This window comes from Actinoplanes flavus (genome assembly GCF_017592555.1).
GTDB classification, from domain to species: Bacteria; Actinomycetota; Actinomycetes; order Mycobacteriales; family Micromonosporaceae; genus Actinoplanes; species Actinoplanes flavus.
Genome location: NZ_JAGFNS010000026.1, coordinates 54,022 through 67,754 on the forward strand (window position 1 = coordinate 54,022; position 13,733 = coordinate 67,754).

Consider the following 13,733-nt stretch of genomic DNA (forward strand, 5'->3'; position numbering starts at 1 on the left):
CGACACGAAGACCCCGTCCAGGCTGCGGCTTTCCCTCCCGCCCTCCGACACGAAACCCCGGTCCAGGCGGCGGCTTTCCGCGGCTCACTCCCTTTTCCGGTACGGGCGGGACCGGTCCCGCCCTACCGGCGACCGTCTGCCGGGTCGCGCCATTGCCGCCCGCGCCGGGCGGAGCTGCCCACTCACCGTCCCCGCCGCACCCACAAGCACCCACCACCCTCGGGCCCGAGACCGCCGGTCAGGGGCGGGGCCAGGTGACGACGCCGTCGGTGAGGTGGAGTTCGCGGTCGCAGGCCGCTGCGGCCTCCGGGTCGTGGGTGGCGAAGACCACCGCCGCGCCCCGGGCGGCCTCGGCCCGCAGCAGGTCGAGGACCCGCTGGCGGTTCGCCGCGTCGAGTTCGCTGGTCACCTCGTCGGCCAGCACGATCTCCCCGCGCAGCGCCAGGCCGCGCGCCACCGCGGTGCGCTGCTGCTGGCCACCAGAGAGCTCGTCGATCAACTGGTTCGCCTGGCCGGAGAGACCGAGCGCGTCCAGCGACTCGGCGGTCCGCCGCCGCGCGTCCGCCGGTGAGCCACCGGTCGCGATCACCGCCACCGAGATGTTCTCGGCCGCGGTGAGGATCGCGGCCAGACCGTTGTCCTGCGGAATGAGCACCACCCCGAGCGACACGGCGTGATCCCGGCCGGTCAGCGGCGCGCCGTCCACCGAGATCTCCCCGGAACGCGGTGCGAGCAGACCAGCCATCGCACGCAGCAACGTGCTCTTCCCGGCCCCGGACGTACCGGTGACCGCGAGCACCTCACCGGGCCGGGCCGTCACGGCGACCCCGCTCAGCACCGGCGTCCCGTCGCCATAGGCGAACGCCGCATCCTCCACCGTCAGCGTCCCCATCGCCGTCCCTTCACTAGCCCCGCCGCCATCACGCCATCGCGTTTCCCGCCCAGCCCGCGAGCCCACCCGTCCGGACCACCGTCCGATCGCGCCTCCCACCACCCGCGGGGCAACCGCACCACCGGCCACCGCGCAGAGGGCCGCCGCACTTCCACCCGCTGTCCCGAAGGCCCCCACGCGGAGAACCGCCGCGCGGAAGGCCGCACGGAAGGTGGCGCGGAGAGCGGCGCGGAAGGCTGCCGCGCGGAGGGCTGCCGCACGGCGGGCTGCCGGACGGCGGGGTGGCGCTGGGAAAGCGACCGCGCGGAAGCTGGCGCGGACGGCGGCCGGGAGGGGGTCATCGCGGCTCGATTCGGCGGCGCAGGTCGCGGCCGCCCAGGAAGGCGACGACGAGCTGGACCAGCAGGACGGCGGCCGCGGCCTCGAGCAGGGCGGTGACGCGTGGCCGGGTGGGCAGCGGCAGGTCGGGTGGGGTGATTCCGGCCAGCGGGAGCGCCCAGCCGGTGAGCCGCCACGCCGCCACCGCGACCAGCACGCCCACCGCCGTCGCGATGGTGACCAGGACCGGGTAGGTCCACAGTGTCGCCTGCCCGGCCGGGCGTGGTCGCAGGCCCTGGGTGCGCAGCGCGGCGAGATCCTCGGTACGCCGGCCCCGGTCGACGGCCACGGTGAGGGCCAGCGCCCCGGCGCCGAGCAGCCCGGCGAGCACGGCCGCGAGCAGGTGGAACCACAGTGCGACGGCCGGGCCCTGCCGGTCGAGCGCTTCGTGTGCCGTGGCGGCCGAGGTCTCCGAGACGACCCGGATGCCGGCCGCTTCGAGCCGGTCGAGGGCGTCCGCCGGGGCGGCCGGGCCGAGCCAGACCTGTGGCGCCTGGACCTCCCGGCTCTGGACGGCGAGCCGGTCCACGTACTCCAGGTCGGCCAGCACGGCTCGGCGCCCGAGCCCGGGTACGGCCGGCAGTTCGGCGACCGGCGTGATCGGGGTGTCCACGACGTTCAGCCCGGGGAGCAGCGCGGCCGGCGGAACCTCACCCGCGTACGCGATGGGCAGTGGATAGGGCGTGCTGACCGGCTGGATCCACACCGCGTCGACGATGCTCGGCGAGACCTCGACGTCGGCCTGGAGCCCGTCGGGCGCCGCCGACAGGCGCGCGTCCCGGGTGGCCCGCCACCGCGTGGGGTCGGTGAGGGGCGCCGGTGTGACGGTGCCCAGGCCGCGGATGACGAGCCGGCCGGTGATGTCCGGGACCTTGCCCTCACCGGACACCCGGATGCCGTTGATCCGGCATCCGCGCTCGCAGACCGGCACGTCCTGCCGATACGTCCGTGGCCCCGGCGGCACGGTGCCGAGTTCCAGGACGACGTCGCCGAGCCCGGCCGACGACGACAGCGAGAGGGCGAGCCGCAGCGGCCCTCCGGTGGCGGTGACGTCGAACGTGATGTCGGAGCCCGCGAAGGCCGGGGCCGCGGGCGCGTCCGGGTGGAGCAGGGCGCGCAGCCGCTCGGGTGCGACGGCGCCGTCCGGCCAGGCGGCCACCGCGCCCAGGCGGGCGGTGTCGACGGCGATCCCGGGCGGCGAGCCGGTGCCGCCGCTGGGCAGCGGGGTGACGGCCATCGCCCATCGCGCGTCCGGGTCGGCGGCGCCGACCGCGGTGAGCAGCCGCTGCCGGGTGATCGGCTGGACGGTGAGGACCCGGTCGGCGCCGGTGCCGAGGTACGCCGTGACGGCCCGCCCCTGGGCCGCCGTGTCGACCGCGGCGGTGGCGAAGCCGGCCACCGCGGCGGACGCGACCAGAAGGGCGAACAGGCGCCCGGCACCGGGCCGCCGGGACAGTTGGACGCCGGCCAGCGCGACGCCGAGCCGGCCGCGCCGCAGGGCGCCCGCCGCGTACCGGTTGACCAGTGGGAGCAGCGCACGGGCGCAGATCAGGGCGAGAGACAGGATGATCAGGGCCGGCGCGAACAGCCCGAGGCCCTCCAGCGGGTCGCCGGCGAGCGCGTACTGGATGCCGGTGACGACGGCGAGCACCACGACCGCCACCTCGGCGACGCCGGGCAGGCCCCGGTCACGGGACGGCGCCCGGCGCAGCAGGCCGGCCACCGGACTGGTGAGCTGCCGCCGCTGGGCCAGGACCGCGGCGGCCAGTGCCGCCAGCGCGGCGAACGGCGCGTACCGCAGCGAGGTGACGGCCGGCTCCGCGCCGACACCGGGGAAGATGAGGCCGGTCACCGCGTTGACGAGCAACTGCCCGGCGAGGCATCCGGCCAGGGCGCCGGCCAGCACCGCGGCGAGGCTCTCCCCGGTCGCCAGCCACCAGCGGGTCCACCAGCGGGCGCCGCGCAGCGCGAAGACGGCCAGTTCGCTCTGCCGGCCCTGGGCGCCGTAGCCGACGGTGAGGTAGATGGTGAAGCAGGCCAGCAGCACCAGCGGCACGGCCATCACCGGCACCAGCAGGCGCGCCGCGGCCCGGCCCTGGTCGATGCGGTCGAGCAGGGCCGGGATGCCGCTGTCGAACTGGAGCGGCTCGTCCAGTTCGGCGACCGCCTTGTCGACCGCGGCGAGCTCGGCACGCAGCCGTTCGAGGCGGTCGATCCCGATGACACCGGGCTCGGCGATCCCGTCGATCGCCATCGCCGTGGTGGTCCGCTGCATCGTGCTCAGGGTGGCGGCGTTGGTGAAGACCGGTTCGCCGGGACCCAGGTCGACGCCGAAGACGAAGTAGCCGTGCAGTCCCCAGTACGGCGAACCGGAGTCGGCCGGCCGGTACGTGCCGACCACGGTCAGCGTCTTCGGCGCGCCCTCGGCGACGTACGTGATCGGCTGGACCGCGCCGTTCTGCCGGGCCGCGCTCAGCTCGATCCGGTCGCCGGCGGCCAGGCCGAGCCGCTGGGCGGTCCGCTCGCCGATCAGGGCGTCGCCCTCGCCGGCCAGGCAGCGGCCGGTGAGCATGACCACGTGGGCGCAGACCTCCTGCCGGAAGACCAGCCGGGTCGGGAAGGTGTCGGCCTCCTCGATGCCGACGGTGGGCACCTCGGCGGCGTGGTAGTAGTCGAATCCCTCCAGGTCGAGCAGGACCTTGCCGATCTCCGGGAACCGCAGTTCGCCGGAGGCGGAGTCGCCGCTGGCGCTGTCGTACGACCGGCGGGCGGCCATGGTCAGTTCCCGGGTGGCGGCCGTGGCGATCTGCCCGTCGGCGATCGCGCGTTCGGCGGCGATCAGGTAGGCCGGTGCCGCGACCGCCGAGGCGACGGCGAGCAGGGACAGCACGGCGAGGGTGAGCGCCTGCCCCCGCCGGGTCCAGATCATCGCGAGGACCAGGGAGATCATCGGCCGTCCTCCGGCTCGCGCAGGCTCCGCAGCAGGGGTGACTGGACCAGCCAGCCGGTCAGTCCGAGGACCGCCAGCGAGACGAGGGTCGCGACGGTGACCGCCACGGTGTCCAGTGGATCGGGTGGGACGAGGACCGCCCAGCCGTCGGTGAACGCCGGCACCGAGCGGCCGGTGATCGCGACGGCCAGGAGCGCGGCCAGCACGCCGCCGAGCACGCCGGTCAGGATCAGCGCGGCGGTTCCGGCGTACGACGTGGTGATCGCGACCCGGCGGGCCAGGCCCTGCTCGCGCAGCACCCGGAGCTGATCGGCGAGGGACCGGCGGTCGGCGGTGGCGGCGACCGCGACGGTGGCCGCCGCGATGAGCAGCGCCGCGATCCCGGCCACCAGGGCGAACCGGACGACGACGGCGGGGCCCTGATCGCCGAGCCGGGAGGCGTGGGCCTCGGTGGTGGCGCTGCCGGCCACGGTCAGCCCGGCCGCGGCCAGGTCCTCGACGATGCCGGGGCGGGCGCCGGGCGCCAGCCACACCTGGTAGACCCCGCCCGGGTCGATCTCGGCGGCCACCCGGCGGACCGCGTCCAGATCGACGACCAGACCGGTGCTGCCGAGCATGGGCAGAGCGGGCACCTTGCCGAGGACCCGCACCGGGACGGGGTCCCCGTACAGGCTCAGGGCCGGGTCGTCGTCCCGCCAGCCGTCCGGTTCCGGCCCGGCGACCAGGGCGGGCAGCGGCAGCAGCGGGTCCGAGGCCCACGCGTCGGCGCCCACCCGGTCGGCGGTCGCGTTGCGGTCGGTGGCCAGCCGGAGGGTCCCGTCGACGGTCGTGACGTCGAGGGCCGCGCCCGTCGTCCCGGCACGCCATCGGGTGATGTCGCCGAGCGCGGCGGCGTCCAGGATCCCGTCGGCCGTCCCGTTCTGGCCGAGCCCGAGGACGGTGACCGCGGCGCCCGGCGGCGGGGGTTCGATCCGGCCGTCCGGGTCCGGGGGTGTGGTCATCTCCCAGCGCACGATCCGGCAGCCGGGTGCGGTGGCGCAGGCGGGCACCGGGACGGTCACGGTCTGTTCGCCCGCGCGCAGCGTGCCGAATCCGGCGGCCAGGACCATCCCGGTGGCCTCGTGCTGGAGGCGGAGGGTGAGCGCCACGTCGGCGGGGCCGTCACGGCGGGCCCGGAGGGTGAGCCGGTCGCCGGTGATCAGCGCCGGCTCCGGCCGGCCGGCGGCGACGGCGGAGGGCAGCGCGCCGACCGGTCCGTACTCCGGGCGCCAGCCGGCGACCGCGCCGAGCCGGGTGCTGTCGACCTCGAGGATCTCCCGCTCGCCGGACCAGGTGCGGACGGCGGCCATCGCCTCGCGGCCGCCGGGGTCGGTGCTGCGGACGGCGTGCAGCAGGGCCGTGCGGTTGGGCGCCTCGACGGTGAGGACCCGCTCGGCGCCCATCTCGGCGGCGCTGCGGGCCAGCCGGGCCTCGGTCTCCGCGGCCCAGCCACCGGCGGCCGTGGTGAACAGCGCGACGGCCACCACGACCAGCGTGAACACCCGGTCGGTGCCGGGTGAGCGGGAGACCCGCAGGGCGGTCAGGCCGGTCCGCAGGCGGCCGGTGCGCAACGCGGCGACACCGCCCCGGACCGCGATCAGGCTCAGCAGCCGGGCCGCCGCCAGGCCGACGGTGAGCGCGACGAGCGCGGGCGCGGCCGGGCCCAGCCCCTCCTCGGCGTCGCCCGACCAGGCCTGGTAGATCGCGGCCGCGGCGACGGCGAGCAGCAGCACGTCGACGAACGCGGGCCGCCAGGCCCGGACCCGGGCGGTGCCGCTGAGCAGCTCCGACACCGGTCGGACGAGCATCGACGCCTCGATCGCGGCGAGCACCGCGAGGCTGCCGGCGAGGACGGCCGCCACGGCCGCCGCGGAGTACCGCAGGGCGAGCGCCTGGTCCGCCGTGACGTGCACCGGGCCGGCGAGCGCCCAGCCGGCCAGATAGCCCAGGGGCGCCCCGACGGCCACACCGGCAAGCAGTGGCACCAGGTGCTGGCCCCAGGCCAGCCGCAGGGTGCCGAAGCGGCTCACCCCGCGCAGTTTGAGCAGGGCGGCGTCGGCCCGGCGGTCACGCGACGTGTACCACCCGGCGAGGCCGACGGCGAACCAGGTGAGGATCAGCATCTGGGCGCCCGCGGTCATGACGCCCCGCAGGATGATGTCGCGGTCCCGGGTGATGGCCAGGTGGAGCGGGCGGGCCATGGTGCTCAGGCGCAGCGCGTCGCTGCCGAGCCGGCGGTCGGCCGCGGTGAGCTCGGTGGCGAGGTCGTAGCCGCCGTCGCCGCGCAGTAGCGCGTCCGGCAGCACCACGTCGTACGCCATGGTCGGGGTCCACAGCTCGGAGTGCCGGAACGTGTCGGTCACGGTGAACGCCGGGTCGAGCTCGGCCTCGGCCCGGAAGAGGCGGTCGCTCCAGTAGGTCCCGGCCGGGTCGACGAGGGTGTAGACGGCGACCACCCGCAGGTCGAGCGGGCCGTTCGACGAGGAGGTGAGGATGCTCAGGGAGTCGCCGACGGTGGCGCCGAACCGCTGTGCCGCCTCGCCGCTGAGCGCGATCTCGCCGCGTGCGCCGGGACACCGCCCGTCCAGCCGGACGTGGTCGCAGAACCCGTCCCGGTACGCCACCGACATGCTGCTGCTGGCCACCCCGGTCCGCACGTTGAGTGGCCGGATCATCCCGGCGACGCCGTCGCCGACGCCGGACGGCAGCCCGGCCCGGACGCGGGCACTGAACCGGCGCAGTTCGCTGTCGGGGTCGCCCTGGGTGTCCACGCGGTTCGCCACCGAGACGGTGCGCTGGGTGGCCGGGGCGACCTCCAGGTAGGCGGCCGCGGCGTCGGCGGCCGCGGCGAACCCATACCACGGCCCGGCGGCCGCGACGGCGGCTGCCAGCGCGGTCAGCACGAGAATCGTCAGCACCTGCGCGGCCCGAGCGCGCACGGCGCCGAAGACCAGCCCGACCATTCACCCTCCCCCGGTTGCCGGGGAACGTTACGCGATCGGGTGACGGACCTGGGACCCCCTGTGGATAACGGTTGCTGAACCGATTCACAGCCAGTTGCGGCGTTTGAAGAAGGCGTACAGGCCACTGCCGGTGAGGACGATGCAACCGGTGCTGATCAGGAATCCCCACCACTTCTCGTAGCCGGGGTAGGGCACGTTCTGTCCGAAATAGCCGGTGATCGCCGTGGGGATGGCGATGATGGCGGCCCAGGCGGCGAGCTTGCGGGTGACGTCGTTGAGCACGTTGTTCTGCTCGGCCAGGTCGTCGTCGAGCAGCTCGGTGATCCGGTTGCGGGAGTGCTCGATCAGGTCGACGGCCCGCCGCGCGTGGTCCTCGACGTCCCGGTAGTAGGGCCGCAGGTGGTGGTCGTCGGCGGCGGCCAGCGCCCGGCCGACCTCGCGCACCACGTCCGGCATCGGGGCGACCGCCCGCCGCAGGGTGGCCAGGGTCCGGCGCAGGGCGAAGCCGCGCCGGCGGACATCGCGGGGTGCCGCGCCCTCGCCGATCATCCGGTCCTCGACGCCGTCCATGCTCTCGTCGATCCGCTGGGCGGCCGCGTACTGTCCGTCGACCACGGCGTCGAGCAGCCCGTACACCAGAAAAGCGACGCCGCCGGCGGCGAGCCGCTCGTCGGCCTCCCACCGGTCCAGAGAGAGATCCACCTCGTCGGGCGACTTACGCACCGTGATGAGCGCGCGCGGCGTGATGAACGCGCTGATCTCGGTCTTGCGCACCTCGTCGTCGAACGCGACCGCGTAGAGGTTGAGGAACAGATGGTGGTGGTAGTGGTCCAGTTTCGGTCGTTCGCGCTCGGTGACCGCATCCTCGACGGCGAGCGGGTGCAGCTCGAACTCGGCGGTGAGGGCCCGCAACTCGTCCGGGCCCGGGTCGAAGAGGTCGAGCCACAGCACGGCGCCCGGCTCCGCGCTGAGCCGGGCGCCCGCCGGGGCCGCGTCGAACCCCGCCGCCACCAGGCGGCCATTCACGTAGAGACGGCTGCTCACGCACCCACTATGCCCATCCCCCGGACGCGGGGGAACCGGGCCGCGGGTCAGACCGTCTCGAGGACCTTCGGCGCCGGCGAGGACGCCGGCTCGCGCCGCAACATCCAGAGACTGACCGGTACGCCGACCGCCACCAGGACCGCGGCGACGACCAGCGAGAACCGGTACCCCTCGAGGTAGCGGTGCAGTTCGGTGCCGGCGGCGGCGTTCGCCCGGTTGGTCAGGATCGCGCCGAGAACGGTCACGCCGAGCAGCCCGAACACCTCGCGGGAGACGTTCAGCATCCCGGAGGCGATCCCGGCCCGCTGGGGCGGCAGCGCGTCGACGACCACGGTGTTCAGCGGGATGAGCAGCCCGCCGCCCACGCCGTAGAGCAGGAACCAGGGCAGCAGGTCGCCGTAGGTGGTGCCCTCGCCGTACTGGGCGATGCCGCCGATCGCGGCCGCCATCACCGCGAGACCGAAAGCGGTCACCCGGGCCACGCCGAACCGCAGCTCCAGGCGGGGCGCCAGGACCGCGCCGGCGGCCGTGATGATCGCCATCGGGATGAACGCGGCGCCCGCCTCGGTCGGCGTGAAGCCGAGCACGTTCTGTAGGTAGATGGCCATGTAGAAGTAGATGCCGAACACCCCGAACGCCCACAGGCCCATCGCCAGCAGGCCGCCGGTGAACATCCGGGAGCGGAAGAACGCGAGATCCACCATCGAGTCGGCGTTGCGGTTCTGGAGGATCACGAAGAGCACGGCCGCCGCCGCGGCGACCCCGAAGGACCCCAGGATGAGCGGCGAGGTCCAGCCCTCCGCGTCGCCTTCGATCAGGGCGTACGTCAGCGCGAACAGCCCGGTCGAGGAAGCCGTGAGCCCGGCCGGGTCGAGGCGGCGCAGCACTCCCGCCGAGCGGCCGCGGAGGGTGCGCCGGGGCACGCTGAACAGGGTCAGCGCCAGCGTCGCGACACCGATCGGCAGGTTGATCAGGAAGATCCAGCCCCAGGAGACGTGCTCGCTGAGCACCCCGCCGGTGAACGGGCCGACCGCCAGGGCGAGCGCGCCCACCCCGCCCCAGACCCCGATGGCGGCGGCCCGCTCCTTCGGTTCCGGGAACAGCTCCTGGAGCAGGGCCAGCGACGCGGGTGCGAGCAGCGCCGCGCCGACGCCCTGCACGGCCCGGGCGCCGATGAGCAGCGCCTGACCGTCGGCGAGCCCGGCCACGACCGAGGCGCCCGTGAAGATCACCAGGCCGGACAGGAACGCGAACCGGTTGCCGAGCACGTCCGCGACGCGGCCACCGGCCAGCAGCAGGCCGGCGAAGACCAGGATGTACGCGCTGGTGATCCATTCCAGGCCGGCGATGCTCAGGCCGAGATCACGCTGAATGCTGGGTAGTGCGACGTTTACCACGTTGTTGTCCAGATACGTCATGAAAGTCCCGAGCGCCACCGCGACGAGCGCCCACCACCGCCGGCTGTTCTTCATCAGTCTTCTCCCCTGTACGGCGTCCATGTACAACGTACATGTACCTCGTACATGAGACCTGTACGTTGTATGGTTGTCAAGTGACGGGTGATCGACTGACCAAGGCGGCCGTGGCCGAGCGCGCCCTGCGCCTCGCCGACGAGGAGGGCCTGGAAGCGGTCACCGTGCGTAGGCTCGCCAAGGAGCTGGGCGTCACCCCGATGGCGCTCTACTGGCACTTCAAGAACAAGGACGAGCTGTTCCTCGGCATGGTCGACCACATGCTGTCCGGGGTCCGCTCGGATCCACGCACCGGCGAGTCCTGGCAGAAACGGCTACGCGCCGTGGTCGAGACCGTGATCGGCGTGATGCGGGCACACCCCTCGCTGCCGACCCTGCTGCACTCGGTGGACAAGACCCGGACCGAAAGCTTCAACCGCGCCACCAACGACACCCTGGCCCTGCTGACCGAGGCGGGATTCACCGTCGAGGAGGGCTTCTGGGTCGCGTCCTACCTCCTGAACGGCTGCATCGGCATCGTCGGCGCCCAGCCGGGCTGCCCGCCCGGGTTGCCGTCCGACCAGGAGCCGGAGTGGCGGCGGCAGAAGCGGGTGCAGCTCGAGGGCATGCCGGCCGACCGGTTCCCGATGATGGTCGAGCTCGCCGCGTCGTACCGGGACGAGCCCGACATGGAGCGTTACTACGCCTTCTGTGCTGATCTGCTGCTCGCCGCGGTGGAGTCGATGGCCGCGGCCGGAGGATCGCAACACCGCTGAACCGCCCGAATGGATAGACGCCGAAGGCCGCCCGGCCGTCGGCGCCTCATCGACGGCTGTGCGCATGCGGATACATCTACACATCTGAGTGCATCTTTTTGCAAGAACTTGCGCAGCTCTTCCAGCCCCTGAAAGAACTTGCTAGCGTCCAGCGCAAATGAACGCGGGATTACCAACTCGTCAAGCCCGCATATCCCCCGTGACACCGCCGTCCCCGAGGTGGTTGGAGGCACTCCCCATGTCCCAAATACTCCGTAGAGCGCTTGCGGTGCTCTGCGCCGTACCACTGCTGCTCTCGACGCAACTCCCGGCCGCGAACGCGGCAACCACGGTGACCGTCTACTACCAGGCGCCCACGTCCTGGACGACGGTGAACATCCACTACGCCCCGACCGGCGGAGCCTGGACCACCGCGCCGGGCGTCGCGATGAGCGCCTACAGCGGCTGCTCCGGCTGGTACGTCAAGCAGCTCGACCTCGGCGCCGCCACCGGCATGCAGGTCGTCTTCAACAACGGCTCCGGCACCTGGGACAACAACTCGGGCGCCAACTACAGCGTCGGGACCGGCGTCGTCACCGTCTCCGGCGGCGCGGTCAGCTCGTCGGTGCCGTGCAGCACGGCGAGCAACGCGGCGACGGTCTACTACAAGACCTCGTGGACCACGACCTACCTGCACTACGCGCCGAGCGGCGGATCCTGGACCACGGTTCCGGGTGTGGTGATGAACGAGGAGGCGTGCACCGGCTGGGTCCGCAAGACCGTCAGCCTCGGCACCGCCACCGCATGGTCGGCGACCTTCACCAACGGGTCCGGGACCTGGGACAACAACTCCGGCAGGAACTACGCGCTGGGCACCGGGACGATCACCGTCAACGGCGGTGTCGTCACCGCGAACGCGACCAGCCCGTGCACCACCGCCCCGGCCGACACCACCGCCCCCACCCCGCCGACCGCGCTGACCGCCACCGCGGCGGGCACCACGGTCACCCTCGGCTGGACCGCCGCCACCGACAACGTGGGCGTCGCCGGCTACCGCATCACCCGGGGCAGCACGGTGCTGAGCAGCTCGACCACCGGCTACACCGACCGGGGACTGAGCGCCAACACCGCCTACACCTACCAGGTGCAGGCGCTCGACGCGGCCGGGAACCTCTCCACCGCCGCCTCGGCGACCGTCACCACCGGCGCGGCCGACCCGGCTCCGGCCGGCGGCGAGATGCTCGGCGGCGACCCGCGCAAGGACAGCATCTACTTCATCCTCACCGCCCGGTTCAACGACGGTGACACCACCAACAACCGGGGCGGCAGCCAGCACACCAAGTCCGGCAACGAGGCCAACGGCGACCCGATGTTCCGGGGCGACTTCAAGGGCCTGGTCGACAAGCTCGACTACATCAAGGGCCTCGGCTTCTCCGCCATCTGGATCACGCCGGTCGTGCTGAACCGGTCCGACTACGACTTCCACGGCTACCACGGCTGGGACTTCTACGAGGTCGACCCGCGGCTGGAGTCGGACGGCGCGTCCTACCAGGAGCTGATCGACAAAGCCCACGCCAAGGGCCTCAAGATCTACCAGGACATCGTCCTCAACCACAGCTCCCGCTGGGGCGCGAACGGCCTCTACACGCCGACCGTCTACGGCGTCCGGGACAGCCAGTGGAACTGGTACTACAGCGAGAAGGTCGCCGGGAAGACCTACAACCCGCTCGAGGAGGACTCCGGGGCGACCAACGCGCTCGCCAAAGGCCGCACCTACAACGGCGACCTGTGGAGCAGCACCGCTCCCGCCTCCAACACCTGCCCCAACTACGGGGTGGCGACCGGCGGCAAGAGCCCCGAGGGCTACACCCTCTACAACTGCCAGTGGCCGCAGCCCACCAACAAGATGTTCCCGTCGAACCTCTACCACCAGTGCTGGATCGGCAACTGGGAGGGTGAGGACGCCCGGTCCTGCTGGCTGCACGAGGACCTGGCCGACTTCAACACCGAGAACTCCGTGGTCCAGGACTACCTGATCGGGGCCTACGAGAAGTACATCGACATGGGTGTGGACGGCTTCCGCATCGACACCGCCGTGCACATCCCGCGCGTCACCTGGAACCGCCGCTTCCTGCCGGCCTTCCAGCAGATCCTCACCGAGAAGTACGGCGCCACCAAGGCCAAGGACTTCTACATCTTCGGCGAGGTCGCGGCGTTCGTGAACGACAAGTGGAACCGTGGCTCGGTCAACCACTCCGCCCAGTTCTTCACCTGGAAGGAACGGAAAGACTACTCGGCCAACGACGTCACCGCGGCGATCGAGCAGTTCGACTACGAGAACAACCTGGGTACGGGCAACCAGCCGACCAGCACCAACGCGTTCCTGTCGGGCAACACCTACCACACGCCCGACTACAGCCGGTTCTCCGGCATGAACATCATCGACATGCGTATGCACATGAACTTCAGCGACGCGAACAACGCCTACTGGAACGGCAAGGACTCGGACGACTCGGTCAACGACGCCACCTACAACGTCGTCTACGTCGACTCGCACGACTACGGGCCGAACAAGTCCTCGACCCGCTACACCGGCGGCACCGACGCCTGGGCCGAGAACATGACGCTCATGTGGACGTTCCGTGGCATCCCGACGCTGTACTACGGCTCGGAGATCGAGTTCCAGGCCGGCAAGCAGATCGACTGCGGCCCGATCTGCCCGCTCGCCACCACCGGCCGGGCCTACTACGGCGCCAACCTCGCCGGCAGCGTCACCGCCAGCGACTACGGGGTGGTCAGCTCGGCCAGCGGCCAGGTCGCCACGACCCTGAACCAGCCGCTGGTCAAGCACCTCCAGCGGCTCAACCAGATCCGCCGGGCGGTCCCCGCCCTGCAGATGGGCCAGTACTCGACCGAGGGTGTCAGCGGCAACATGGCCTACAAGCGCCGCTACACCGCCGGCGGGGTGGACAGTTTCGCGCTGATCGCCGTCTCCGCCGGGGCGACCTTCAGCGGCATCCCGAACGGCACCTACGTCGACGCGGTCACCGGTGACACCAAGACGGTCACCGGCGGCTCCCTGACGATCGACCTGAACGCCAAGGGCAACCTCCGCGTCTACGTCCTCAACACCAGCGCCACCCCGGCGCCGGGCAAGGTCGGCACCGCCACCGCCTACCTGAAGTAGCCACCCCGCCATCGCCGCGGGGGGCCGGGGTGGGCCCCCCCGCGCCGGCGCCCCAAAAACCCCCGCCCAGTAAG

At 72.7% G+C, this 13,733-nt stretch carries 7 protein-coding genes; 2 read left to right on the forward strand and 5 right to left on the reverse strand.

From position 1 onward, the window contains the following. Positions 1-238 precede the first annotated feature (238 nt). From J5X75_RS32005 to J5X75_RS32025, 5 genes are all read right to left on the reverse strand, one after another. Complete coding sequence (locus J5X75_RS32005) at positions 239-892, reverse strand: ABC transporter ATP-binding protein (RefSeq protein WP_208471330.1); 654 nt, start codon at positions 890-892, stop codon at positions 239-241. Between the two features lie 337 nt (positions 893-1,229). Then, positions 1,230-4,220 carry an FtsX-like permease family protein gene (locus J5X75_RS32010; RefSeq protein WP_208471331.1) on the reverse strand — a complete coding sequence of 997 codons (2,991 nt, stop codon included), beginning with the start codon at positions 4,218-4,220 and terminating at the stop codon, positions 1,230-1,232. Continuing rightward, the gene (locus J5X75_RS32015; protein WP_208471332.1) at positions 4,217-7,222 is read right to left on the reverse strand and encodes an ABC transporter permease family protein; all 3,006 of its coding nucleotides are present in this window, start codon (positions 7,220-7,222) and stop codon (positions 4,217-4,219) included. Before J5X75_RS32015 ends, J5X75_RS32010 begins: the two co-directional genes overlap by 4 nt. A gap of 84 nt (positions 7,223-7,306) precedes the next feature. Further along, the gene (locus J5X75_RS32020) at positions 7,307-8,266 is read right to left on the reverse strand and encodes a magnesium transporter CorA family protein (protein WP_208471333.1); all 960 of its coding nucleotides are present in this window, start codon (positions 8,264-8,266) and stop codon (positions 7,307-7,309) included. 47 nt (positions 8,267-8,313) lie between these two features. Next, positions 8,314-9,738, reverse strand: coding sequence for a DHA2 family efflux MFS transporter permease subunit (locus J5X75_RS32025; protein ID WP_208471334.1), 1,425 nt, complete (start codon positions 9,736-9,738; stop codon positions 8,314-8,316). Positions 9,739-9,818: 80 nt separating this feature from the next. Here J5X75_RS32025 and J5X75_RS32030 point away from each other — a divergent pair, with 80 nt between their 5' ends. Both J5X75_RS32030 and J5X75_RS32035 read left to right on the forward strand, forming a co-directional pair. Further along, positions 9,819-10,493, forward strand: a complete 675-nt coding sequence (locus tag J5X75_RS32030; protein ID WP_307798386.1) for a TetR/AcrR family transcriptional regulator — start codon at positions 9,819-9,821, stop codon at positions 10,491-10,493. Positions 10,494-10,731: 238 nt separating this feature from the next. Beyond that, entirely contained in the window at positions 10,732-13,659 is a 2,928-nt protein-coding gene (locus tag J5X75_RS32035) for a carbohydrate binding domain-containing protein (RefSeq protein WP_208471337.1), read from the forward strand. The last annotated feature ends 74 nt before the right edge of the window (positions 13,660-13,733 follow it).